This is a genomic window from Duncaniella sp. C9 (assembly GCF_004803935.1).
In the GTDB taxonomy this organism is placed as follows: Bacteria; Bacteroidota; Bacteroidia; order Bacteroidales; family Muribaculaceae; genus Duncaniella; species Duncaniella muris.
Window position 1 is genome coordinate 266,254 of the sequence record NZ_CP039547.1, and the last position, 25,209, is coordinate 291,462.

General features: G+C 53.9%; 17 protein-coding genes. 9 read left to right on the forward strand and 8 right to left on the reverse strand.

Going from position 1 to position 25,209, the window contains the following annotated elements; genetic code table 11:
- The first annotated feature begins 106 nt into the window (after positions 1–106).
- The 6 genes from E7745_RS01115 to E7745_RS01140 all read left to right on the forward strand — a co-directional run bounded on the left by E7745_RS01115 (position 107) and on the right by E7745_RS01140 (position 8,402).
- The gene (locus E7745_RS01115) at positions 107–1,441 is read left to right on the forward strand and encodes a glycosyltransferase family 2 protein (protein WP_136408126.1); all 1,335 of its coding nucleotides are present in this window, start codon (positions 107–109) and stop codon (positions 1,439–1,441) included.
- Entirely contained in the window at positions 1,431–2,372 is a 942-nt protein-coding gene (locus tag E7745_RS01120; RefSeq protein ID WP_168181943.1) for a DUF4922 domain-containing protein, read from the forward strand. The genes E7745_RS01115 and E7745_RS01120 overlap by 11 nt, the downstream gene beginning before the upstream one ends.
- Positions 2,372–3,706: a SpoIID/LytB domain-containing protein gene (locus tag E7745_RS01125; RefSeq protein WP_136408128.1), complete on the forward strand. Its 1,335-nt coding sequence runs from the start codon at positions 2,372–2,374 to the stop codon at positions 3,704–3,706. Before E7745_RS01120 ends, E7745_RS01125 begins: the two co-directional genes overlap by 1 nt.
- Before the next feature lie 132 nt (positions 3,707–3,838).
- Positions 3,839–5,338 carry a pectinesterase family protein gene (locus E7745_RS01130; protein ID WP_136408129.1) on the forward strand — a complete coding sequence of 500 codons (1,500 nt, stop codon included), beginning with the start codon at positions 3,839–3,841 and terminating at the stop codon, positions 5,336–5,338.
- Positions 5,339–5,593: 255 nt separating this feature from the next.
- Positions 5,594–7,096 (forward strand): glycoside hydrolase family 28 protein, encoded by a 1,503-nt coding sequence (locus tag E7745_RS01135; protein ID WP_107032121.1) that lies wholly within the window; start codon positions 5,594–5,596, stop codon positions 7,094–7,096.
- Positions 7,097–7,115: 19 nt separating this feature from the next.
- Positions 7,116–8,402 carry an MFS transporter gene (locus tag E7745_RS01140; protein ID WP_370291741.1) on the forward strand — a complete coding sequence of 429 codons (1,287 nt, stop codon included), beginning with the start codon at positions 7,116–7,118 and terminating at the stop codon, positions 8,400–8,402.
- Positions 8,403–8,546: 144 nt separating this feature from the next.
- On the opposite strand, the gene E7745_RS01145 is transcribed toward E7745_RS01140, so the two are convergent.
- The 8 genes from E7745_RS01145 to E7745_RS01180 all read right to left on the reverse strand — a co-directional run bounded on the left by E7745_RS01145 (position 8,547) and on the right by E7745_RS01180 (position 20,814).
- Positions 8,547–9,770, reverse strand: coding sequence for an IS4 family transposase (locus tag E7745_RS01145; RefSeq protein WP_068960910.1), 1,224 nt, complete (start codon positions 9,768–9,770; stop codon positions 8,547–8,549).
- Positions 9,771–9,990: 220 nt separating this feature from the next.
- Positions 9,991–10,572 carry an electron transport complex protein RnfA gene (locus E7745_RS01150; RefSeq protein WP_107032122.1) on the reverse strand — a complete coding sequence of 194 codons (582 nt, stop codon included), beginning with the start codon at positions 10,570–10,572 and terminating at the stop codon, positions 9,991–9,993.
- A 56-nt stretch (positions 10,573–10,628) separates the two neighbouring features.
- The gene (gene rsxE, locus E7745_RS01155; protein ID WP_107032123.1) at positions 10,629–11,222 is read right to left on the reverse strand and encodes an electron transport complex subunit RsxE; all 594 of its coding nucleotides are present in this window, start codon (positions 11,220–11,222) and stop codon (positions 10,629–10,631) included.
- A 15-nt stretch (positions 11,223–11,237) separates the two neighbouring features.
- Positions 11,238–11,816 carry an RnfABCDGE type electron transport complex subunit G gene (locus E7745_RS01160; protein WP_123398841.1) on the reverse strand — a complete coding sequence of 193 codons (579 nt, stop codon included), beginning with the start codon at positions 11,814–11,816 and terminating at the stop codon, positions 11,238–11,240.
- Entirely contained in the window at positions 11,813–12,769 is a 957-nt protein-coding gene (locus E7745_RS01165; protein ID WP_107032125.1) for an RnfABCDGE type electron transport complex subunit D, read from the reverse strand. The genes E7745_RS01160 and E7745_RS01165 overlap by 4 nt, the downstream gene beginning before the upstream one ends.
- A 278-nt stretch (positions 12,770–13,047) precedes the next feature.
- Positions 13,048–15,336 carry a fibronectin type III domain-containing protein gene (locus E7745_RS01170; protein WP_136408130.1) on the reverse strand — a complete coding sequence of 763 codons (2,289 nt, stop codon included), beginning with the start codon at positions 15,334–15,336 and terminating at the stop codon, positions 13,048–13,050.
- Positions 15,337–15,357: 21 nt separating this feature from the next.
- Positions 15,358–17,439: a RagB/SusD family nutrient uptake outer membrane protein gene (locus E7745_RS01175; protein ID WP_107032127.1), complete on the reverse strand. Its 2,082-nt coding sequence runs from the start codon at positions 17,437–17,439 to the stop codon at positions 15,358–15,360.
- A gap of 33 nt (positions 17,440–17,472) precedes the next feature.
- Positions 17,473–20,814, reverse strand: a complete 3,342-nt coding sequence (locus E7745_RS01180) for a TonB-dependent receptor (protein WP_136408131.1) — start codon at positions 20,812–20,814, stop codon at positions 17,473–17,475.
- Positions 20,815–21,287: 473 nt separating this feature from the next.
- Here E7745_RS01180 and E7745_RS01185 point away from each other — a divergent pair, with 473 nt between their 5' ends.
- The 3 genes from E7745_RS01185 to E7745_RS01195 all read left to right on the forward strand — a co-directional run bounded on the left by E7745_RS01185 (position 21,288) and on the right by E7745_RS01195 (position 25,203).
- Positions 21,288–22,517 (forward strand): ISAs1 family transposase, encoded by a 1,230-nt coding sequence (locus E7745_RS01185; protein ID WP_240740348.1) that lies wholly within the window; start codon positions 21,288–21,290, stop codon positions 22,515–22,517.
- A gap of 361 nt (positions 22,518–22,878) precedes the next feature.
- Positions 22,879–23,196, forward strand: a complete 318-nt coding sequence (locus E7745_RS01190; RefSeq protein WP_124075718.1) for a hypothetical protein — start codon at positions 22,879–22,881, stop codon at positions 23,194–23,196.
- A 315-nt stretch (positions 23,197–23,511) separates the two neighbouring features.
- The gene (locus E7745_RS01195; RefSeq protein ID WP_123398836.1) at positions 23,512–25,203 is read left to right on the forward strand and encodes a glycoside hydrolase 43 family protein; all 1,692 of its coding nucleotides are present in this window, start codon (positions 23,512–23,514) and stop codon (positions 25,201–25,203) included.
- Positions 25,204–25,209: the final 6 nt, after the last annotated feature.

The window sequence follows — 25,209 nt, forward strand, 5'->3', positions numbered from 1 at the left end:
AAGACCGAGATTCATTGCGGTTTATCGGGGGAAATTTACGAACTTTGCAGTGAGGCGAGGTGTGTGGCTGTCACACTCTGATTTCAAGCGCCTTTCTGTAAAAATCATGAAATCCCGTTTTTCAACCAAAACCATGAAGGATCTGGCCGCTCAGGCCGGCCGGAGTCCGATATTCATACATCTCTCTGACGATGACGTGACCTTTGTCAACGGCGGTGACCACAGACTGCTCAGTGTTCTCGCCGAGACCGGTGCGGCAATGGTGTATTCCGATTTCCTTACGCCTGCCGATGGCGGCGGCGATCCTGTACCCCACCGGCTGATCGACTGCCAGTTGGGGGCCATCCGCGATGACTTCGACTTCGGCCGGGTCGTGGCTGTGAACCCCGCCATGATGCGCCGTGCGGTGGAGGATATGACCGATGATTTCGAGGCTGCCGGCTGGTATGACCTGCGCCTGCGCCTCTCGCGTCTCGGCAGGATTGTGCACATTCTGGAGACTCTCTATCAGGCTTCGCCCAAGGCTTCAGTCAGCGCCGACGAGGGTGAGGAGCAGTTCCGCTACGTGGACCCGCGCAACCGCAGTTCGCAGATAGAGATGGAAAAAGCCGCCACGGCCCATCTCAAGGCCCTCGGCGCTCTGGTGACACCCGCCGGAATCACGCGCCCGGACCTCGATGAAGGCTCCTTCCCGACAGAGGCTTCGGTGATAATCCCCGTGCGCAACCGCCACCGCACAATAGCCGATGCCGTCAGAAGCGCTCTGGCTCAGCAGACGTCATTCCCGTTCAACGTCATTGTGATAGACAACCGCAGCACCGACGGAACATCAGAGATTCTTGCCGAAATCGCGGCCTCAGACCCGCGTCTTAAGATCATAAGCACCGCCCCGGCTCCCGCGCCGGCTCCGGGTATAGGCGGCTGCTGGAACCTCGGCATCAACAGCCCCGACTGCGGACGCTTCGCCGTGCAGCTCGACAGCGATGACATCTACAGCCGCCCGGACACTCTTGAAATGATCGTCGGCAAGTTTCGTGAGACCGGTGCCGCAATGGTCATCGGCTCGTATATGCTCACCGACTTTGAGGGCAATCCGCTGCCCCCCGGACTGATAGACCATGCGGAATGGACCGATGACAACGGGCCAAACAACGCCCTGCGCATCAACGGTCTCGGCGCGCCGAGGGCATTCTTCACCCCCGTGGCCCGCGAGATAGGATTTCCGGATGTCAGCTACGGCGAAGACTACTCGATGGGGCTTGCCGTCAGCCGCCGCTACCCGATAGGGCGCATCTATGAACCGCTCTACTCATGCCGCCGCTGGGAAGGCAACTCCGACCATGCCCTCAGCCCTGAGCGTATCAACGCCAACAACACCTACAAGGACCGGGTGCGCACCCTCGAACTCATCTCACGCCAGAAGCTCAACCATGAATCCTGAAAGTTTCCTCCGGTCTGAACTTGCGGCGTGGCCTCTGGCTGCTGAAAACTTCAGCAATCTTGAAAAGGCATCGGCCCAGGCAGTAAGCCTGACTGACAGCGAGCCGTGGAGAATCCGCAAGCTGCTTGTCAGCCACCGCCGCGCTTCCATCACAGCCAAGACCGATCCTCAGAGCATAGCCGCGCGCCCATGCTTCCTATGCGAGGCCAACCGCCCGCCGGAACAGAGCGCCATCACCGGCCACGGCTTTCAGACTCTTGTCAACCCCTATCCCCTCGCCCGGCGGCACTACACCATAGCATCCGCGCGCCATGAACCGCAGCGCATCAGCGGACACCTGCAGGAGATGGCCCGGCTCACGCATGAATTCCGAGACCTATGCGTCTTCTACAACGGTCCGCTCTGCGGAGCCTCCGCTCCTGACCATCTGCACTTCCAGGCTATCTCTACGGAGGTTGCCGCCGGTCTGACCGATCCGAGACTGCCACTGGAGACTATTGACTCGTCAGACGGCTGCAAGCTGCTGCGCAGCGTAAGCGGCGCGGTCCCCTATCCGTTCTTCATCATTGATTCCACAGACACAGCCGCCCTTGTCCGCTGCGCCGACCTGCTGCTCGACTCGCTGCCACAGGCTGAGCCGGAGCCGATGGTCAATGTGGCTATGGTGATGCTCCCCGACGGCAGACTCCGCACATTCATAGCTCCGCGCCGCCACCACCGCCCGGCTGTCTACGGCTCCGGACCCGGCAAGATGCTCGTAAGCCCCGCCACAATCGAAATGCTCGGCACCATAGTCTGCTCACGCCCTGAAGACTTCGAGAGGCTCGACCTTGCCACCGCCACCGCCATTCTGGGCGAAGTCAGCCTCGACGAACAGCAATTCGCCGCCACAATTCACCGCTACCAACAACTCAACACCCCACAGCAATAATGCCCCAGGAACCACGAGTCAGAGTCGGCATCCTCTCAGCCCCGACCATAAGTTTCACCCTCACCGGTCTCTACTCCACGCCCTCAGGCGAGATGGTCACCGGGCGTCAGGAAGTAAGCCTCAGCGAATCAGGCCTCGCCGTCAGCTGGAACGGCCGCGTCAGCCAGTCGCTCGAATTCGAACCCACCTCCTATGCAGGCGACAGTTTCGAACTCGAAGGAGTGACCATCGGTGTCGATTTCCACTGGGAGCGCAAGGAAAACCAGCGCTTCCGCGGAGCCTTGCGCGTGATAGTTGAAAACGGCAGACTAACGGCCGTCAACGAAGTCAATGTCGAAGACTATCTTGTCAGCGTCATCTCAAGCGAAATGAGCTCCACCTCCTCGCTGGAACTGCTGAGGGCACATGCCGTGATCTCGCGCGGATGGGTGCTGTCAATGATGTCACGAGGCAAGGAGCCCATCCCTCCGGCCGACCGCCGCCCCGATGTCAGAGCCCTGAATCCCGGACCCTCGCTAATCAGATACTGGGACCGCGAAGACCATCTCAATTTCGATGTCTGCGCCGACGACCACTGCCAGCGCTATCAGGGCATCAGCCGCGTCTCTACCCCGGTGGCAGCCGGAGCCGTGGCCGACACCCGCGGAATGGTCCTGACCTTCGAAGGCGAGCTCTGCGACACCCGCTTCTCGAAATGCTGCGGCGGAGTCTTTGAAGTCTTCGAGACATGCTGGGACGACACTCCGCGCCCCTACCTCCAGCCCCGGCGCGACGGGGTGGACCCGACTGACTACCCGGACCTGACGGTGGAAGAAAACGCCGTCAGCTGGATACTCGGCAAGCCGGAAGCCTTCTGCAACACCACCGACCGGCGAGTGCTCTCGCAGGTGCTCAACGGCTATGACCGCGAGACTCCCGACTTCTACCGCTGGACAGAGACACTGACGCAGGAAAAAATCGCCCGCCTCGTGGCCGACCGTCTTGGCGAAGATCTCGGCCGCATACTGAGCCTGACGCCACTGACCCGCGGCACCTCCGGACGAATCCGTGAACTGAAAATCACCGGCACAAAGGGAGAACGCATCATAGGCAAGGAACTGATGATACGCCGCACTCTCTCTGACAGCCATCTCTACAGCTCGGCCTTTGTGGTCGAGCCTTTGGCTCCGGAAGCCGACGGCACCCCTTCAGGCTTCACTCTCCACGGAGCCGGATGGGGCCACGGCGCAGGCCTTTGTCAGATCGGAGCCGCCATCATGGGCGAACGCGGCTATGGCTACTCCGAAATCCTCGCCCGCTACTACCCCGGCTCAACCCTCACAAGACTATATTAAAACAGTGTTTAGCAACACTTTGCTTATAAATATCGGTTAATTTTGAAGAGCTACTTAAGATTTAGAGGGTGTTTCATAACAATTGCTCTTCTGCATATGCCACGTTAATTTTACCTCTTAACAGAACAGACCATGAAAAGAATCGTCACTTGCCTTTTTGCCGGAGCGGCGGCCGCTGTCGCTTCAGCGGCCTTGCCTGAGGTATGGCCAGCCGCCGGAGCGGAGGTCTCGCCAGACACACGCCTCACCATCTGTTTCCCCTCTACGCCGACCCTCGGCACCTCCGGGGTGATACGCATCTTTGATGCCGCGACAGACGCTCAGGTAGACTCGCTGGACCTCTCGATACCTGCCGGCCCGACTGAAAAGACCAAACTCCCCAAAGCTCCATACACCCTTGAGCCTTACAACTATCACACTCCGCGCCTGACCAACGCCACCTGTGAGCCGGGCACTCCATCGGGCACTGCCGCACGCGACACTTCGCGCTATCAGCTGACAATAATAGGCGGATTCACTGACGGATTCCACTTCTATCCCGTGATGCTATCGGGCAACACCGCAGAGATATATCCTCACCACAACCTGCTCGAATACGGACGCGAGTACTATGTCACCGTCCCGGCATCAGCCTTCACCCTTGCCAAAGGAAAGTTCAAGGGTATAAGCAAGAAAGACGGTTGGAAATTCAAGACACGGCCCGAAGCACCCGCTCAGGAGCGTCGGCAGCTGACCGTGGCCCGCGACGGTTCAGGCGACTTCCTCACTCTCCAGGGCGCCCTCGACCACGTGCCGGACTTCAGCACCGAACCGTGGAAGATATTCATTAAGAACGGAGACTATGAGGAGCTGGTCTACTTCCGCAACAAGACCAACCTCACCATCGAAGGGGAGAGCCGCGAGGGGGTCTATGTCCACTATCCCAACAATGAGGTGTTCAATCCCCACCCCGCTGATGTCAGCACCAACGAGTGGCTCGGCACTTTCCCCTCACGCCGCGCCGCATTTGCCGCAGACCACTGCACAGACCTCACACTCAGGAATTTCACCGTGGCCACCACTGTCACAGGTCAGGCCGAGGGCCTTCTGCTCAACGGCAACCGCATATATCTCGAAGACATGATCATCAGAGGTTCGGGCGACGCGCTGCAGTCCAACGGCCCGGCATACTTCAGAAACTGCCGGCTCGAAGGTCATGGCGACACCGTGCTCGGCCGTGGTCCGGCATACTTCAAGAACTGCACCATCGTCACCTCCGGCCCGTTTGCCTACATACGCAACGGCTCTTCCTGCCACGGTGACGTCTTTGTGGACTGCACGATGATAGGCAAGGGCGACAAGGCGGTCTTTGCCCGGACCAACGGCACCTATCCCAACGCCGAGTTTGTGCTCATCGACTGCCGCCTCGACGGCATCCGTCCTGAGGGATGGAGTGGTCTTGAGAAAGATGGCAACACCTACGTGCGCTATTGGGAGGCCGGATCGGTCAACCTCTCAGACGGCAAGCCAGCCGACACCTCGCGCCGCGCCCCCGGCTCGCGTGTGCTCGACCCCGTGAAAGACAAGGCCCTTATAGAACTCTACCGCAACCCCGCATGGGTGCTCGGCGGATGGGACCCCATGAAGAAGTGAGATCCAGCATCACACCTCAAAAGAGAATTCAGATGAAGAATCCGATGAATTTTAAGATTTTATCACTCTGAATATTTCGATCTTACAGGCGAAAAGGCTATATTTGTGGTTTAAAATCATTCGCTTGAACGTCAGGCGGTGGATTTTTGAGTATTGACCACAGTGTTTTCACAGCGGGGAATACATATACCTTGATATCTCTTTAACCGAACAATATAATTTTTCAACCAAATCATATTTTTTCACATCTAAATCATGAAACTTAAAAGTCTTTCAGCCTACGCGGTAGGCTTGTTTGTGGGTCTCGCCCAGATGACAAGCGCCACCGCCCAGACCACTGACTACAGTTCCTACTACAAGAATCTCCCCATCAACCAGCCTCAGGTCTCGGCCCCGGTGATTCCGGCCTATGAGATCAAGATCACTGACTTCGGCGGTGTCAACGATGGTGTCACTCTCAACACCGAAGCCTTCGCCAAAGCAATGGCCCACCTCGCCTCCAAGGGCGGCGGCCGCCTCGTGGTTCCGGAAGGAATCTGGTACACCGGCCCGATTGCATTTGAAAACAACGTCGAACTTCATCTCGAACGCGGCGCGCTGGTGCTTTTCAGCGAAAACCTCGCCGACTATCCCGCAGTAGCCTCTGACTGGGAAGGTCTCACGACTCACCGCGCCACATCTCCCCTCTCGGCCCGCGGCAAACATGACATCGCAATCACCGGCGACGGCACTTTCAACGGCAACGGCCAGAAATGGCGCCCTGTAAAGAGAGGCAAAATGACTGACAACCAGTGGAAAGCGCTTCTGAAGAGCGGCTGCGTCAACGCCAAGGGCGATGTGTGGTTTCCCAACGAACGCATCCGCGAGGTCTATGAAAACAAGGCACTCCAGGCCAAGGTGCACCACGGTGACAAAGAGACTGTGGACTATGCCCATGACTTCCTCCGCCCGGTGCTGCTCTCGTTCATCGACTGCAAGAATGTGCTGCTCAAAGATGCCACATTCGAAAACTCTCCCGCCTGGAACCTTCACCCGCTCCTGTGCGAGAATCTGATTGTAGACAACATCAACGTCCGCAACCCCTGGTATGCGCAGAACGGTGACGGCATAGACATCGAGTCGTGCAACAAGGTGCTCGTCATCAACAGCCGCTTCGATGTGGGCGACGACGCCATCTGCATCAAATCAGGCAAGGACAAGGACGGCCGCGAACGTGGCATTCCCTGCCGCGACGTAGTGATAGAAGGCTGCACTGTCTATCACGGCCACGGCGGCTTCGTGATCGGCTCTGAAATGTCTGGCGGCTGCAAAGACATTGTGATCCGCAACAGCGTGTTCATCGGCACCGACGTGGGCCTGCGTTTCAAATCTACCCGCGGTCGCGGCGGCGTGGTCGAAAACATATATGTGGACAATATCAAGATGACCGACATTGCCGGCGAGGCTCTGATCTTCGACATGTACTACGGCATCAAGCCGGGCGCTCCTGTTCCTCCGGTGACAGAAGAGACCCCCTCGTTCCGCAACATCTACATCAAAGACGTGACCTGCCGCTCGGCCAAACGCGCGGCGCTCTTCAACGGTCTGCCTGAGATGCCGATGAAAAACGTGGTCATCACCGACTCCCGTTTCCGTGCCGACGCAGGCTTCCTGCTCAACCACGTGGACGGCCTGACGCTCGACAATGTCACAGTAGATGTGGCCGGCGACAAGATCACCGAAGGCGAGGGTGTCAAGAATGTAAAAATCAAAAAGTGACCACAAGCACTACCCGACTTTGAAAAGCAATCCGAAACAACCGAACGTGAGTCGGAATCCCTGGACGTGGATTCCGACTCTCTATTTTGCCCAAGGGCTCCCCTACGTTGCCGTGATGACTATTTCGGTGATCATGTACAAACGTCTGGGCATTTCCAACACCGACATAGCCCTCTATACCGGATGGCTCTACCTGCCGTGGGTCATCAAGCCCTTCTGGAGCCCCTTTGTTGACATCATCAGCACCAAACGGCACTGGACTCTCACCATGCAGTGGCTCATAGCCGCCGCTTTTGCCGGCATAGCCTTCGCGCTTCCCACTCCGCTGTGGTTCTCTCTGACACTGGCCGTGTTCTGGATGGTAGGATTCACCTCCGCCACCCACGACATAGCTGCTGACGGCTACTATATGCTTGCTCTGAGCGAACACCAGCAGTCGCTCTACGTGGGCATACGCTCCACGTTCTACCGTGTGGCCACCGTAGTGGGCCAGGGGCTGCTCGTCATCATAGCCGGAGCACTTGAAACCACCACCGGTGACATTCCGCTCTCATGGGCCATAGTCTTCGCCATACTGTCGCTGCTCTTCCTCGGTTTCGCCCTCTACCACTCATGGGCCATGCCTAAGGTGGAAAGCAAGGCCGGAAAACTGCGCTCGGCTTCTGATGTGTGGCGTGAATTTGTCGATGTCTTCACCGAATTCTTCAGAAAGAAGCAGGTCGGGGTGGCAATTATCTTCATGCTCCTCTACCGCCTGCCTGAGGCCCAGCTGGTCAAGCTCATCAACCCCTTCCTCCTCGACCCTGCGGAGGCCGGAGGGCTCGGTCTGAGCACCGCGCAGGTCGGGGTGGTCTACGGCACTGTGGGAATCATCGGGCTCACACTCGGCGGCATCGTTGGCGGCATCGTGGCCGCGCGCCGCGGACTCGGCTTCTGGCTGCGCCCTATGGCATGGAGCATGTCGCTCACCTGCCTGACATTCGTGTATCTCAGTTTCGCCACAGACGCTCCGCTGGCGGTTGTCAACATCTGTGTCTCCATCGAGCAGTTCGGCTACGGCTTCGGCTTCACGGCCTATATGCTCTATCTGATCTATTTCTCCGAAGGCCATCACCGCACGGCTCACTACAGCATCTGCACCGGCTTCATGGCTCTCGGCATGATGCTGCCCGGCATGGCCGCCGGTTGGATTCAGGAGGCAGTTGGCTACCAGAACTTCTTCATCTGGACCATGATCTGCTGTCTGGCCACTATCGGTGTCACATATCTTATCAGGATCGACCCCTCATTCGGGGTGAAGAAATAGCGGCAGACGCTGCCGGAGGGTATCAGCCCCCCGCGCCGGAGACAATACAAAACAGACTATTACTGTCCGCTAAACCATAAAAAGGCGAGTCCAACTTCCTGAACGGCAGAAGTTGGGCTTACTTTTTGTATTTGACAAGCCCCCTCAGCAGTTTTCAGGAACTTCGGGAGGCGATTCCGATGCTTCGGCGAGCATGATTTTCAGGTCTGCATCGGGCTGATTGAGGAACTTTTCGAGATTCAGGTAATACATCAGCACAATTCTGACGATTGTAGCCAGCCCGGAGAAGCTCCAACGTCTTTCGAGTTTGCTTTGAAGTACTGACAGCAGCAGATTTGCGATGAGTGTAACCCATATCTGGATTTTGATGGCGTTGGCGCTCTCGCCATAGAAGTATCTCAAGGGGAAGTTCTGTTTGATCTGCTTGAAAAGAGACTCTATCTGCCATCGGCGGCGGTATATCGCCACGATTGTCTCTGGCGGCATGTCGAAGTCGTTGGTCAGAAGCGATATGAGTTTTGGCTTCCCGTTCTTCTTGATGTCAACGTATGTAATTATTCTGGCGATGTGGTTTATGCCGTCTTTACGGAACACCACGACCTGTTCACGGTATTCCATCAGTCCCTGCGGGTTCTGATGCATACAGTCTACAAGTACCTCATAACTTAGGTTCTTCTTCATTTTGGTGACATATACAACGCCACGGTCCGTCAGTTCCTCAAATTTGGCATAATTGATATAGGCGCGGTCAAGAGCGACTATCTCGTTGTGGCTGTAATGGCTCGGAGCAAGCATGAAAGAGTCATTGGTCGCCGCCGAAGTGAACTGCACGTCGCAGGGGACGCCCTCGTTGGCGTGTATGACAGAGTGTACCTTTATGCCGCCTTTCTTCTTTCCCGTCTTGGGGTGTCGGCCAACACCCTTGAAAATAGCGTTGGAGAACAATGTGATTGTAGTGGAATCGATAATCCTAAGCTGCTTTATCCACTCTTCCGTGCCGTTGCGTCTGCTGTCCGATGAAAGAATGTCTTTGTTGGCTGCATACAGGTCGCGATAGACATCCTCAAAGAACTTCTCTGACCGTCGGGCATTTGCATCCGACAGGGTGCTGCGCTTTGGTACAGTATCAATTCCGACATGGTGCAGTTTGCGAACCTCCGCTGTCATAGATGTCTCTATCTCACGCAATGAGTCGAAGCGCTGGATCACGGCATAGAGCATCGTAAGCAGATGCGTATAGCCGTCAAAGCTCTTTACATACTTCTCTCCGCCGTGTTTTCGGCTGAATTCAACAATTTTTTCACGATTGAGTGATTTTATCAGCTGTCCATATATCGGCTGTCCGAAGAAATTACTACTTTTACTCATGGTTATTCATGGATTGTTTGGCGACACCAAAATAACCATTTAGGGCTGACTCCTGCAATAGGTGTCAGCCCTAATTTTTCAATCGCTCAAAAAAAGTTTAGCGGACAGTAATAAAAACAGACATCCACCCTTGTTGCCGCACAATGCGGTTTCCAGGGGTGGATGTCTGTTTTTATGCGGTCCTGCAAAGGGGATGCAGGAGCTATTCCGAAGTGGGATATCAGCCGATCTTGATGCCAGAGAAGCCCATGAAAGCCATAGCCAGAAGGCCGGCGCAGATCATGGCGATGGGCACTCCGCGCATTGCCTTGGGAACAGAGGTCCAGGCAAGCTGTTCGCGGATGCCGGCGAAGATGGCTATAGCCATTGTGAATCCTACGGCGGTTGCGAGGGCATAGACGATGCTTTCGCCGAGATTCATGCCTTTCTGCACCACTGTGATGGCCACGCCGAGCACGGCACAGTTGGTGGTGATGAGCGGCAGGAAGACTCCGAGGGCGCTGTAGAGCACCGGAGCGATCTTCTTGAGGATGATCTCAAGCATCTGCACGAGGGCTGCGATCACGAGGATGAAGACGATAGTCTGCATGAAGCCAAGGCCGAAGGGGTTGAGGACGAGGTCCTGAAGTGCCCAGGTGATGGCAGTGGCGAGAAGCATCACGAATGTCACCGCCGCACCCATGCCTACCGCGCTCGACAGTTTGCGCGAAACTCCGATAAACGGACAGATGCCGAGGAACTGGGCAAAGACAATGTTGTTGACAAAGATTGCCGTTATTATGATGGAAATATATTCGAGCATTTCGTTATTCTGTTAAAATAAGGTGGATGAGAGTAGAGATAGTGTGTGGAGGTGGATTAACACTTGGCTGATCTGAGCTTGGTAAAGAGAGCGATGAGCAGGCCGAGGGCGATGAACGCGCCGGGGGCGAGCACGAAGACAAGCGAGCCGAACTGTTCGGGATAGACGGTGAGATCAAACACCTTGCCGGTGCCGAGGAGTTCGCGGACGGCGCCGAGGATGGTGAGAGCCACAGTGAATCCGAGTCCGATGCCGATGCCGTCGAGACAGCTGTCAAGCACCCCGTGGCGCGAGGCGAAGGCTTCGGCGCGGCCGAGCACGATACAGTTAACCACGATCAGAGGGATGAAGATGCCGAGAGTGGCGTAGAGCGAGGGCACGTAGGCTTCCATCACGAGTTGGAGCACCGACACGAAGGCGGCGATCACTACAATGTAGGCAGGGATGCGCACCTTAGAGGGCACGAAGTTCTTGATCAGAGAGATTACTACGTTGGAGCAGATGAGCACTGCCATTGTGGCGAGTCCCATGCTCATGCCGTTGATGGCGCTGCCGGTGGTGCCAAGCGTGGGACACATGCCAAGCATCAGCACGAAGGTGGGGTTTTCGGCTATGATACCGTTGAATAGTATTTTAAGTTTATCGTTCATGGCTTGGAGTCGGTTTTATTGGCGGTCAGCGAATTGTTTTGAGGCTTTGTCGGCAAGGGTGAGCGCGCGCAGGAATGCGCGTGACGAGATGGTGGCTGCGGTGATGGCATCGACATCGCCACCGTCTTTGCTGACCGTGAGGTTCGAAGTGGCGGCATTGAGACCGATGATGCTGTGGGCGGGGTTGCAGAACCACTCTCCCATCTTCGATCCGAGGCCGGGGGTCTCGGCATGCTGCATCACGGCATAGCCGGTGATGTCACCTGAGGGGTTGAAGCCATACATCACTGTGATGAGGCCTGAGAAGCCGTTTGTGTCGTGGCTTTCAACCGCGAGGCCAACGAGCTCGCCGTCCTGACGGGCGGGGAACACGGTTACGGTCTCGCCGTCTACGGTTACTTCCGCGGCTTCCTCGGCGGGATTGTTGTTGAAGCTGATCTCAGGAAGCACCTGGCCTATCGCGGCTTTCTGCTTTGCGGCCTTTGCTTCTTCGATGGGCTGCTTGGTGGCGGTGTAGACTCCGGCAAGCGCGCCGGCGGCCACTATCGTGATGACGCCTAGAGAGAGCACCATGTTTACGAGTGTAGATTTCATGCTGCTACCCTCCCTTCTCCGAACTTGCGGGGTTTGAGATAACGGTTGATGAGCGGGGTGAGACCGTTCATGATAAGGATTGCGAATGATACGCCTTCAGGATATGCGCCCCACTGGCGGATTACCACGGTGATGATGCCGATCATGACTCCGTAGAGTATCATGCCTGAGTGGCTCATCGGCGAGGTTACGTAGTCAGTGGCCATGAAGATTGCACCGAGCATCAGACCGCCGGTGACGAGCTGGACTCCGGGGTTCACTCCGATGCAGAGCGAGAAGAGGGCTACGGTGGCGAGGATCGACACGGGGATGTGCCAGGTGATGGTGCGTGTACACAGAAGATATATAAATCCGATCAGGAGTGCGATGGCACCCATTTCACCCATCGAGCCGCCGGTGAATCCGAGGGCGTGGGTGAGGATGTCGACGTCAGCGCCGCTGATCTGGTCCATTTTGAGCTGGCCGAGGGTTGTTGCACCGGTCGTTGCATCGAGATATGCCATGCGGTTTTCCATGGGCAGCGGCCAGGTGGTCATCTGCACTGGGAATGAGAGCAGGAGGAACACACGGCCTACGAGGGCGGGGTTGAAGATGTTGCAGCCGAGGCCGCCGAAGGTCATCTTGCCGATGCCGATTGCGATCACGCAGCCGATCAGCACTGTCCAGATCGGGAGGTTAGACGGGAGGTTGAGTGCGAGCAGGAGGCCTGTGAGCACGGCTGAAAGATTGCCGATAGAGGGTTTCTCGCCAAGCATGTAGCGCGAGATGAGATATTCGACTACGACACATCCTGCGATAGATGTGGCTATCACTACTGCTGCTCCAAGACCGAAACAATAGAGAGCGAGGGCTACGGCCGGCAGCAGGGCTACGATGACGTTAAGCATCAGCCTGCGCACCGTCACCGGCGTGTGCGCATGAGGGGACGGGGAAATGGTGATTAGTTGGCTCATTAAGTTTTGTAATTGGTATTAGTGGTGCAAAATTAATAATTTTTCAGTTAATGAGCAAAATGAAAAATTTTTAAGCAGCGGGAAGGCCGGGAGGATCGGGAGAGTTGAGAGCATTGGGAGGATTGGGAGCTTTGGGAAGAGTGGGAGCTTTGGGAGAGGTGGGGGAATTAGACCAATGAGATCAAACCTCCGGTAGAATCAAAAAAAGCTTCCCGGCCTTTTGAGCGGTCGGGAAGCCTGTCATAAGTAGTGGATCTTTTCAGATCTTGTCAGCGGGATTAATACCAACGGGGGTCGCCGACGCGGTTCTGATAGATTTCTGAAGCCTGCACCTTGGGATCAGAGCTGCGGACTTTGAGTGCCTCAAAGATATTGTCAGGAGCAGCGTGGTCTTCCTTATGAGGTTTGGCCTTGTCGAAGGTGGTGTGCTTCGGGTTCGGGTTCTGGAAGAATTCATCGGCGCGGAGAGGTGTTGAGCCGGTCTTGACAATGAGATCATTGGCATTTCCTGATACGAGACCGGGAGTCCAGTTCCACTTGTCACCTACAGAATTCTTCTTGGCGGAGAATGCCGCAGAAGTGAAGATACCGTCATCTTTCATGTGGGTGTCACGGCTGCCGAGAGAGTAGTTGCCGCTGATATCCCAGGTAACACGGCCTTCGCCTGCAACGTTGCGGAAGTCACATGCCGACTGGTTGAGGTCACGCTTGTCATTCGGATCGGCTGCAAGAACAATGAGGTTGTTCTTGAATGCGATTCTCGAATCATTTGGCATATAGCGGAACTCGAAAAGCAGACGGCCCGAAGAACGGGTAGAGAAGTTAATGAAGGTACAGTTCTCAATCGTGATGTTGAAATGGATGTCGCTGCCCCAGAGGAGGTCTTTGTTGTTGTCGGAGAGGAGGGCGTGACGGGGCGAATCGTAGAATGTGCAACGACGCATCTGGAAGTCATTGTAGAGGTTTGACTTCACATGTTTACCGTCACCTGCAAACCAGGAGTAGCCACGACCGTTGTTGTCGTAATAACCCTGGTTGTAGAAGAGACAGTCTTCAACGAGAATCTTCTTGAAGAACTTGTAGCGGGGGCCCTGAACGCGGAAGAAGCCACGGGTGAAGCCCTGGAATGTACAGTTCTTGAGCTGGAATGACTCGAAGGTCACTGCGAGACCGCCTGAGTACATGTTGGCGAAGTAGTTGCCGGTAGCGCTGCCGTCACCGAAGTTGCGGGCGAGCGGACACTGGAAATCGATACCTTCGAAGATAACATCGCTGATTTCGATAGGAGCGTCAACGTCACCTGCCCCCTTGTTCTTGCCGAGCACCCAGTTGCCGGTCACGGGGTTGCCGCCCTTGAGAGCGATACCGCCGAGATAAACCACGGCGCGCTTGCCTTCGGCGAGGTCATCGGGATGAGTTGCGAGGGTGAAGCCTTTCTGGACGAGCGGGTTGCCATAAGTGTAGTAGTTGTGACCGCCACGGAGGTAGAACACCTGGCCTTCAGCAAGTTCGTTGGAGTTAACGAAGTTGGTGATGATGGTGTCGATACGGGTAGCGTTGTATTCAACGGCACCGGGGATGGTGTCATTGGGGTCAACGATCGGTTCGATGAGGATAGGATCTGCGGGATCACCTTTGGTGCGGACGAACATCGGGTTGAAGTTGGCGTCAACATCAGAAGTAACCATCTGGCCTGACATGTTCTCATAAGAGATGATCTTGTCATCGTTGCGGAGATAGATGTAGTAGCCTGAGTTTTCAGACAGACCGGTCAGACGGATTTCGCCTGCAGCTTTTTCAGCATCGGTAAGGACATGCACACCGTTTACGAAACCGTCAGGCATCTTAGCTTCGGGGTTGAAGGGGGCGGGCTTGACCACGATTGAGGAAACAACGAAGTTGTTATTTGCATCAACCGGGAAGCGGGTTGTGATGCAGTCGGGGTTAGGGGTGCCGTCTTCAAGAGTTTCCAGAAGGTCTGATCTGTCATAGTCACTCGGATCATATGCAAGCTTGTAGAGGACGGTCACAGCAGTGTAGTCCTTGTCTTTCTGGCTGCAGATGGCAGGACGGGTATAGGATTTGTCGGTAGGGATTTCGCAAAAATCTTCCCATTCGCGGCCGCCGCCGAGACCATACCACTCCGAGTGGTGGCCTTCGCCCTTGGGCGAAAGCACTCGGATGATGAAACGATAGTTGGTACCGTAGTTAAGATTGTGGATCTCACAAGAGGTCTGTTCAGGACCTACGATAAACGACTCTACAATTTTTGTGGGATCGCTCCAGTCTTCAATAAGACCGGTAGTGAGGTTTTCAGCATAGCGGATCTCATAGCCTGCCGCACCGCTGATGCCATACCAGTGGAGCTGGACAGAGTTGCGGGTGCCCGGTATGAGCTTTGATGAATATTCATCATTCTCAGGCTTGACGTTTGTAGTGTTCTCACTACGGAACATCGTTCTGGGCATGCGGTCAAGATCAGACGGCGAATATACCGAATCATCATCCTTACATGATGTCATGCCTGCGGCAATACACAGTGTAAGGGCATATATGAATTTTTTCATTTTTCTGTTTAATTATTCAGGTTAAGAATTCGTGTAACCATACTTGTTTTCGTAACGGCCATGCGAACGGTCGATGACAGACTGAGGAATGGGAAGAATGTAACGTATAACCGGAAGGTTTGTGCGGTTGGGGAATGTAGCGAGGTCACGAGAGTCCATGCTCCATGTTCCGTTGTTGTTGATCATGATCACACCGTCGGCACCGTTTTCGTCACCACCTTCCACAACCATGTAGATGTAGCCGCGGAGCGAGTTGCGGAGTTCGTTGCGGATCTGACCTTCTTTCGACCATTCGATGATGTCCTGGCGAACGTTGTTCAAGCCGAGGTTATTGACTTCAGACGAAGACATCTGTCGGTAGGGGTTGATGATGCGGCAGACTTTGACATCCTGGTTGGGGAAGACACTCTTTTCATAGATGGGCTTCTCGATACCATCTACAGTCATGATGTTGTCGACGTCACGGACATTGTAGATAGTGAAGGGCACATTTTCATATGCTTCGTCATTTCCGTCAAAGTCATAGGCTGCAACGGCAGAGAGATAAGAAGATGTAGACTCAGAAGCTTCTGCAAGAGCGATGTAGCGGTAGAAAGTCCAGTAGACAGTCTCTGACAGGAGATCGTGACGGACAAGGTCGCGCCAACGCATGTTCTCGCCTGCGAATTCAAACTTACGTTCGTCAAGCACAGCCTTGCGGAAGTCTTCTTCAGAAGTGCGGCTTGCGATGTAAGGCTCTACAAGTTCCGGATTGTTGGGGAATGCGCGCTTACGTACCTGGGCGAGGGCGTCGATAGCCTTGGCTCCGTTCGGGCCGCTGACACCGTGCTCGGTCTCGTTGACTGCTTCTGCATACATAAGGAGAACATCGGTATAACGCATGAAGGGGAAGTTGATACCGGTGTTTTCGGTGGTCTGGTTACCGAGGCCACCGGTCACCCAAAGTTTCGACCATTTGCCGTTTGAAACAGTGTAGTTGTTGTCAAACATGGCTTCTCCAGCGGGTGCGTCATATTTGGTGAGCTGATTGACATAATCACGACGAACGTCGTTTTCGTTGAACATGTAGCGGTACACACCGTTGAGGCGAACATCAGATTTGGCTTCACCGTAGGGGTGGGGAGTCTCGCTCTGATAAGAATCGAGCTTAACGCCGTGAGAATAGCCAACCTTGCCGTTTGCAGTCTTGGCGAAGGGGATCTCCCAGATAACATCGTCACCTGAAGCGGGAAGGAAGTTACATTCGTCGAGGAACACCTGATAGAAAGGCTTTGCAAGCTTGTGTTTCTGCGAATCAATCACCTTGGCTGCATATTCCTTGGCGATTTCATAATATTCGGTGTAACGGGTGCCGTTCATGCGTTCCATCTTGCCGTAGGTGTTGCCGTCGGGGCGGAGAGTGTAGCCTGCGGCAGTCTGGGCGATACGGGCTATCATCGACCAGGCCATTTCCTTTGAGATGCGTTCAACACCGTCAGGAAGTTCATCGGCGAATTTCATGTTTTCAGAAATTTCTTTCAGGTCTTTGATAAGTTCGTCGAGAATCTCGGCACGGTCTTTGATGGGATAGATCTTATCTTCAGCGGTGCGGGTGGAGTTGAAAGAGAAGGGCACATCGCCGAACATCCAGATAAGGTCGTGGTAAACGATGGCACGGGCCACCTTAGCTTCACCGATCATCTGGAGGATGTCTTCATCATATTCATCTTCACCGATCTTGTAGAGGTCTGAAGATTCGGCACCTTCCACAAAGAGGTTAGTGAGTTCGATGGTGGCATACTGCTGCTTCCAGGTAGAAGCGATGTTACCGCCCATCGGATTGCCGTCATAACGGCTCCAGTTGGAGCCAGTCAGTGTGCGGCCTGAGTTAGTCTTGAAGTCTACGTCAGTATTCATGACGTAGGTTGAGTAGATCTTGTCGCCATAGGTGTCGGCGCTCAACATGGCTTTGTAGATGCCGTTGAGAGCATTGTTCATCTCGGTTTTGTCAGAGAAGACGTAGCCCATTTCATTCTTTGAGGGAGCATCCACTTCCAGAAAGTCGGAGCATGATGCCAGGGCCACAGCCGAGAGACTTGCTATGAATATATTGCGAAATTTCATTGTGTATATTCCGTAATTGGTATTATGATTTTATTAGAAGGTCAGATTGAGACCGAATACGTAGCTGCGTGAACGCGGGTAGCGGTTCATGTCGTAAGAGGGGGTCAGACCGCTCTGCACGTCAACTTCGGGATCATAGCCTGAGTAGCTGGTGATGATGAAGGGGTTGGTGACAGAGGCGTAGAAACGACACTTCGACATGCCGGCCTTCGAGATGATGTTGGCCGGGAGGCTGTAGCCGACAGTGATGTCGTTGCAGCGGAGGAACGAGCCGTCTTCAACGAAGCGTGAGATTGTGTATTCCTTGGTAACGTCAGCAGGGTTCCACTCGGTGCGGTTGCCGTTGACATACTGGTATCTCTCGAAGCCCCAGAGTTTCTTACGTTCAGATCCGTCGGGGTTGACCATAGGAACGCCGGAACCTTCGAAGTTGTCCCATTCGGTCTGAGAGTTGCCGAGCATGTGTTCCCAGCGCCAGTCAGTGTCGGTGTAAGTCCAGCGGTTGTCTTTGTTGAACTTGCTGAGGACATTGTAGAAGTTGTTCTTGTTGTTCATTGAAGAAGAGAGACGGTAAGCGGTGGCGTTGTAGACGTCGAAGTCAAGGAAGAAGGTGAAGTTGGCAGTGAAGTCGAAGTTCTTCCACTGACCGTTCAGACCGAAACCGCCCTGGAGTTTGGGGGTGGTGCGACCGATGACCTTCTTATCGTTCTGGTCGATGATGCCGTCGCCGTTGAGGTCTTTGAACTTGGGCTTGCCGGGCTGGGTCTGCGCACCCTGGTCGTTTGAGTTGTACATGTTGTCCATTAGCACTGTACCGGAAACGAGCTTGCCGTTTTCGTCAAACACCTGGGGAATGGGATCATATGCCTGCTTTGCGGAATTGTAGGTAAATTCATCGAAGCCATAGAGACCGTCATAGACGTAACCGTAGATGAGACCTACTTCGCCGCCGACTTTAAGACGGTAGTTGTTGCCGGCATCAGTGTGGGCGCGGCCGTGGCGGAGGTCGAGATAATCTTCGTCGCCGGTGAGTTTGTCGACTTTCATCTTATTGGCGCCGAGGTTGAAGTTGGCAGAGAGCACATAGTCCTTGCCGCGGAGAATGTCGCCGCTGATCGAGAGCTCGAAACCGCGGTTGGTCACCTGGCCGATGTTCTGATACTGCTTGCCGTAGCCAAGGGTGGTCAGCACGTCGGCCTCATAGATAAGGTCGGAAGTGGTGTTCCAATAATATTCGGGGGTGATGCGCAGGCGGTTGTTGAACAGAGCGATGTCAAAGGCGAAGTTGCGGGTCAGGGTAGTCTCCCACTTGATGTCGGGATTGGGGAGGTAGTTTGATGTATCATAGTAGATCTCGCCGTCGGGGTTGAGGGTCGATTCGCCGAAGTTGGGGCCGCCTGATGAGTTGGTGCTGTAAATATAGCGCCACATGTCGGCTTTGATTCGGTTGTTACCGGCCTTACCGATGGCCACGCGGAACTTGAGTTCGTTGAGCCAGGTGAGGTCTTTCATGAATTCCTCGCTTGAGATAACCCATGCACCGGAAACTGAGGGGAAGTAGCCCCACTGGTGGCCGGGGGCGAACATTGTAGAACCGTCGGCACGGAAAGTAGCCGAAAGGAGATACTTGTGATCGTAGTTGTAGCTGAGCTGTCCGAAGTAAGAAGTGGTGCGGTCAGCGGTACCGAGTTCGGTTGTCGAAGTCCAGGCTTTGCCGAGACCCATGTTGTCCCAGGCTTTGTCGGCTGTGATTTCGCGCGGGAAGTAACGGTTTTTCTGATTTGACGACTTGGCCTGCTTGTGATAGAGTTCGAAACCTACGAGGGCGTAGAAGTTGTTCTTTTCCTTGATGCTCCAGTCATAGGATGCAGTTGTAGTCCAGGTGTACTGGTTGGTCTGCTTCTTTTCTACCTGAGCCACGGGAAGGGTCTGGTTCTTCTTGCCGGTATCGGTCAGCGGACCCCAGAAGCGGTTGTCATCGCTGAATGCGAAGGTGAAGTTGCCTTCGGTGCGGAGAGTAAGACCGTTGATGGGCTTGTATTCGAGAGCAGCCTGGTTGGCGATGGTGTAAGCGTGTTTCTTTCTTACGTTGGTCTTGATGTCGTTGACAGGGTTGGTGTACTCGAACAGGGCTTCCTGGTCGGGGTCGGCTGCGCCGGGAGTCCAGAAGATGTCACCAAGTTCGCGGATACCGTTGGTGGGACGATAGCGGAGCACGTCGATGATACCGCCGGTGCCCACGTTGTCACCGCCGGCACCTTCGTCGCGGCGATAAGATACTTTGGGGTTGAACTGGAGGGTAAGATTCGGGAGAATCTTGGTCTGCAGCTTGGTGTGGATATTGGTACGGCGAACACCTGAACCCATGATGATACCGCGGTCATCTGACTGGGTAAGAGAGATGTTGTAGCGAGTCTTGTCATTACCGCCGCCGATCGATACGTTGGTAGAGTATGAGAAGGGATCGTTGCCCATCACTTCATCCTGCCAGTCATGGGTCGGAGCGCTGCGATAGAGGTCAAGGTCACGGATGTTACCGAAGTTGTAACGGAAAAGTTTTGCAGAGCTTGACGATTTCGAACGGCCTGTGGCGAAGTCCCACTGGTAGTCAACGAAATCATAAGCATTCATAAGGTCGAGCTTCTTGGAGATGTGGCTGACAGAACCCTGGGCGTTGAACGAAACCTGGGTCTTGCCTTCCTGGGCTGACTTGGTGGTCACGATAACAACACCGTTACCACCCTTGGCACCGTAGATTGCTGTCAGTGAGGCATCCTTGAGGATGTCGATGCTCTGGATGTCGCTCGGCGGGATGTCGTTGATATTGTCAACCTGGAAACCATCGACAATGTAGAGAGGGTCGTTTGACTGGGTAACGGATGTCGCACCACGCACACGGATGTTGATGTCGGCACCGGGCTGACCGTCGACTGTGGTAACCTGCACACCGGCTACCTTACCCTGGAGGGCTACGGCGGCCGAGGTCACGGGGACAGCAGCGAGTTTGGCGCCTGAAACCGAGCCTACAGAACCGGTGAGGTCGCGGCGGGCACGGGTGCCGCCATAACCGATAACTACGACTTCTTCAAGAGCCTCGGAGTCTTCCGAAAGTGTGATGTTGATGTGGGTCTGGCCGTTGACAGCCACTTTTTCTGTCTTATAACCAATGTATGACACTACGAGAGTGGCATTCTTGGCAACATTCTTGAGGGTAAAGTTACCGTCGATGTCAGTGGCAACGGCATTTTTGGTGCCTTCCACCGTAACGGTAGCTCCAATCATGGGTTCTTCGGTGCCGTCGACCACCGTACCGGATACGGTGATATTCTGTGCGTTGGCATTGAAGCCTACGCAGAGCACCAACAGGAGAAGCATGGTTTTCCAATGTGTCGCAAAGGAAAATTGCCGCAGCCGGAGACTACGACCTTGGATTAAGTCTTTCATGTTTTGGTGTTAAATAATAATAAATAAGATTTCGTTCATGCAAGTTTTTTTCGATATAGAAAGTACTAATTTTTGTCAAATGATTGGTATAACAGGTTAACTATTAAACTGATGGTATAAAACAAGGTTGGGCCGATCCAAGCTGGTTGAGCCGAATTAGCCACAAAATTATGAAAATAATCGGAAAGTGCAAAAAATTGGCGTGCTTTTAAGATTTCAATACACGGCTCTTTCATTTAAGATTTCGTCTCATTCTCGACAAATGTGTTATTTTATAGCGAGAGCAGTACGGGTGGAGAGGCTTTAACCTCTGATTTTCAAGAAAATAAGTGCAATGAAAATTTGGCCAAGTGGCAGATTTTTAGTAACTTTATAGGTGATAATCAAAGAGTTACGCCAAAAAAATGAAGCCACTTGACCAAGTCTGTTCGACTGACGCCTATGCGCCTGATCATACCGCAAAAGTACACAATAAATTTGACACAAGGCGCAGTATCATGGAAGAACTTCGAGCGTTTGCCTCATCCGTGCCGGATTTCCGTAGATTGGACAAAGGCAATTTCCGTCACAGCCTCAACGATATCATCATGCTGATGATACTCGGACGTATGGCCGGATGCATCGGACGAGCCGAGATATTGGAGTTCGGCAGATACAACCTCAACAAATTACACAAAATGGGCCTGTTAAGGAACGGCGTACCATCTGAGGCCACGCTTTGCCGTGTGGAGAACGGCATCAACGATATGGATATGGCCGACAGGATGCAGCAGTTCGCAGACATATTCCTTGAAAGACTTACTTGCGCCAGCCGCATCATTGAAATAATCTGCATTGACGGCAAAGCCGAGCGCGGCACCGTTCAGGAAAACGGGCGAAGCCCGGATATCGTCTCTGCCTATTCGTTCAGCACCGGCATAACAATCGCCACCGAAGCCTGTCAGGAAAAGAGCAACGAGATAAAGGCCATACCGATACTTCTTGATAAAATAGATGTCGCAGGAAAGATTGTCACAGCCGACGCAATGTCTATGCAGAAGGATATTGTCGAGAAAATCAGAAAGAAAGGCGGAGACTTTCTGATAGAACTCAAAGCCAACCAGCCGTCATTGCGATACGGCATTGAGGACAGGCTAGTTGAACACACACCGGTATATTCTTACACCGAAGGTCCCGAACTGGCCCACGGCAGGATAGAGACGAGAACCTACCGCGTATATGACGGACTGGACATTATCGCAGACAAGAAGAAATGGGGCGGAAACATGACCATCATAGAGTATGAATCGTCCACAGTCAAAAAGTCAACAGGAGTACACACCTCAGAAAAACGCCTGTACGTCAGCAGTATGCCCACGGATACTCCGCAGCCCGGAACCATCGTACGCAACCACTGGTCAATAGAAAGTATGCACTGGGGGCTGGATCACAATCTTCAGCAGGACAATATAAAACGCAAGTCGTCGAGAGCTGCCCGAAACCTCGATACCATACAAAGAATAGTTTACTCGGTGTTCTCAATATGGAAAGGACTTCGCAAGAAACAATCGGATAAGAATAAAGGCATAGCCGAACTGATCAGACATATCTCGATGAGCTTTACCAGACTGATTCGATTTTTAAGTCAAAAGTGAAAAAAATAAGATTTTGATACCAGAATAACTCTTTGATATACAGACATGGAAAAATTACCCGATTCTCAATGAACCGGGTAAGGGAAGATATGCTATTTATTTTAGGTTAAATGAAAGAGCCGTGATTTCAATAATCCAATGCGTGGTAAATCAGGGAGTCTCGTATAAGAGGGGGACAGTGGAAGCAGGCGATAGATGCAGGTGTGTTTCGTAGTGTAAAGATAGTGGTTTTTAGGGGTGTCTGCAAGGGTCTGAGCGATGTTTAACATGATTTATGAATCTCGATTCTCTCTATATAATATAAGGTGTAAAAGGATTGGGCGCGGACTTGCCGGAGGCGCGCAACGGCATTTGTATCATCATGTGGATAGATAGATTGAGTTTCAGCGACATATACTTTCATATCGGAAAAAATTCTTTTGGCGCAAGTAAATTCGAGAATGGCAATCTTGGAACAAAAGACGATCTGAAAGTCAAAGTTCTGAAAGATGACAATGGCAATGTTATGAAGGCAACAGATCTTTTCAATAGCCCCAATGCTCCTTATACTCAGTATAACTCATCTGTTCCCAACCATCGCGACCACGAAGCTCCCGCTGACATCTTCAACGCCCTCCGCTACAAGACTCTTCCCTCAATTCTCACAGAGAAGAACATCGGCGACCCGCGCTGGCGTTAACCCCGCCGACAAGATCTGAAAAGATCTCCCGCTTATGACAGGCTTCCCGACCGCTCAAAAGGCCGGGAAGCTTTTTTTGATTCTACTGGAGGTTTGATCTCATTGGCCTAATTACCCCAACTCTCCCAATCCACCCAACTCTCCCAGTCCTCCCAATCAGCCCCAGCCCCCACCTCTCCCGGCTCCCACTTACGTTAATTATTTTAAAAGTTTGTTGAATATCGGGTGGAAATTATTACCTTTGGCCTTTAAATACGCTGCAATCAGCAGCATCACATACCTGAAATCAATACTATCTTTACCTTATTGACCTATATGAATCTAAGCAAACGAATCAGTCTGCTGGGCCTCGCAGCCGCAGCTACTATCGGTGCGTGGGCAGATGGAAAGCCCTATGTATCTAAAGTCTGGTCGCCGGATCTCGGCAACGGACAGTATATAAACCCGGTTATCGACGCCGACTATTCCGACCCTGACGTAGTGCGCGTCGGCGATGACTTCTACATGACAGCATCAAGTTTCTGCGACATTCCCGGCCTTCCGATTCTCCACTCAAAAGATCTGGTCAACTGGACTCTTATAGGCCACGCAATCACCGAAATGCCCGAATACGCTCAGTCTGCCAAAGACCCCAGCCACGGCAACGCCGTATGGGCTCCCGCCATCCGCTACCACAACGGCGAATTCTATATATATTATGGTGATCCCGATCTGGGCATCTTCATGACCAAGACCAAAAACCCCGCAGGCCCCTGGGAACCGCTCGTCCACGTCTACAAAGCCAAAGGAGTCATTGACCCTTGCCCCATCTGGGACGAAGACGGACGCGCCTACATAGGCCACGGCTATGCCGGCAGCCGCGCCGGTGTCAAGAGCATCCTCGGCATGATCGAGATGACCCCTGACGGCAAACAGGCCATCGGCCAGGACAAAGTGGTCTATGACGGACACCTCGAAAACGAAACCATCGAAGGCGCAAAACTCTACAAGCGCGACGGTTGGTACTACATCTTCTCCCCCGCCGGAGGCGTAGCCACCGGATGGCAGGAAGTGCTTCGCTCGAAAAACATCTGGGGCCCCTATGAAACCCGCAACGTAATGGAACAGGGCTTGACCGACATCAACGGCCCCCACCAGGGCGGATGGGTCGACACCCCCGACGGAAAAGAATACTGGTTCCTCCACTTCCAGGACAAAGGCCCCTACGGCCGAGTGGTACACCTCCAGCCTATGGAATGGCGTCAGGACGGATGGCCGATGATCGGTGTTGACCCCGACGGCGACGGCCGCGGCGAACCCGTCAGAAAATACCGCAAACCCAACGTAGGCAAAACCTACGCCGCCGTCAACCCGGCCGAGAGCGACGAATTCGACTCCATCGAACTCGGCAAGCAGTGGCAGTGGAAAGGCAACCCCAACGCACTCTGGTACTACACCGATGCCAACGCCTCAACACTCCGCCTCTTCTCCCAGCACAACGAAGGCGCAAAGACTCTCTATGACGCCTCCAACCTCCTGCTTCAGAAATTCCCGGCCCAGAACTTCACAGCCACAGCCAAAGTAAAATTCTTCCCCCGCAAGAAAAACGGCAAAATCATGGCAGGCGAACGCGCCGGCCTCATCGTCACCGGCTATGACTTCGCAGCCCTCTCGCTCGTGAGCCGCGAAGACGGAGTCTATCTCACCGAGGCTGACTGCGTCAAAGCAAGCAAGGGTGCCGACGAAACTGAAGTAGCCTCTGTCAAGATCGACCCCGAAAAAGAAATCTATCTCCGCGTCCAGATCCGCATGGTAGGCCCCAAGAAACCCATGCAGAAATCAGACTACAAGACCGAAGCCACATTCTATTACAGCCTCGACGGCAAGAAGTTCACCAAGTTCGGCCGCCCCTTCAACGTGCGCGAAGGCCACTGGATCGGCGCCAAGCTCGGCCTCTTCTGCACCCGCGACTGGGTCAGCAACGACAGCGGCTGGCTTGACATCGACTGGTTCCGCATCACTAAATAACGAACT

Excerpts from the sequence above, each read along its gene's own strand:
- E7745_RS01115 (WP_136408126.1), top strand. The coding sequence starts at position 107 with ATGAAATCCCGTTTTTCAACCAAAACCATGAAGGATCTGGCCGCTCAG.
- E7745_RS01120 (WP_168181943.1), top strand. The coding sequence starts at position 1,431 with ATGAATCCTGAAAGTTTCCTCCGGTCTGAACTTGCGGCGTGGCCTCTG.
- E7745_RS01125 (WP_136408128.1), top strand. The coding sequence starts at position 2,372 with ATGCCCCAGGAACCACGAGTCAGAGTCGGCATCCTCTCAGCCCCGACC.
- E7745_RS01130 (WP_136408129.1), top strand. The coding sequence starts at position 3,839 with ATGAAAAGAATCGTCACTTGCCTTTTTGCCGGAGCGGCGGCCGCTGTC.
- E7745_RS01135 (WP_107032121.1), top strand. The coding sequence starts at position 5,594 with ATGAAACTTAAAAGTCTTTCAGCCTACGCGGTAGGCTTGTTTGTGGGT.
- E7745_RS01145 (WP_068960910.1), bottom strand. The coding sequence starts at position 9,770 with ATGAGTAAAAGTAGTAATTTCTTCGGACAGCCGATATATGGACAGCTG.
- E7745_RS01150 (WP_107032122.1), bottom strand. The coding sequence starts at position 10,572 with ATGCTCGAATATATTTCCATCATAATAACGGCAATCTTTGTCAACAAC.
- rsxE (WP_107032123.1), bottom strand. The coding sequence starts at position 11,222 with ATGAACGATAAACTTAAAATACTATTCAACGGTATCATAGCCGAAAAC.
- E7745_RS01160 (WP_123398841.1), bottom strand. The coding sequence starts at position 11,816 with ATGAAATCTACACTCGTAAACATGGTGCTCTCTCTAGGCGTCATCACG.
- E7745_RS01165 (WP_107032125.1), bottom strand. The coding sequence starts at position 12,769 with ATGAGCCAACTAATCACCATTTCCCCGTCCCCTCATGCGCACACGCCG.
- E7745_RS01170 (WP_136408130.1), bottom strand. The coding sequence starts at position 15,336 with ATGAAAAAATTCATATATGCCCTTACACTGTGTATTGCCGCAGGCATG.
- E7745_RS01175 (WP_107032127.1), bottom strand. The coding sequence starts at position 17,439 with ATGAAATTTCGCAATATATTCATAGCAAGTCTCTCGGCTGTGGCCCTG.
- E7745_RS01180 (WP_136408131.1), bottom strand. The coding sequence starts at position 20,814 with ATGCTTCTCCTGTTGGTGCTCTGCGTAGGCTTCAATGCCAACGCACAG.
- E7745_RS01185 (WP_240740348.1), top strand. The coding sequence starts at position 21,288 with ATGAAGCCACTTGACCAAGTCTGTTCGACTGACGCCTATGCGCCTGAT.
- E7745_RS01190 (WP_124075718.1), top strand. The coding sequence starts at position 22,879 with ATGTGGATAGATAGATTGAGTTTCAGCGACATATACTTTCATATCGGA.
- E7745_RS01195 (WP_123398836.1), top strand. The coding sequence starts at position 23,512 with ATGAATCTAAGCAAACGAATCAGTCTGCTGGGCCTCGCAGCCGCAGCT.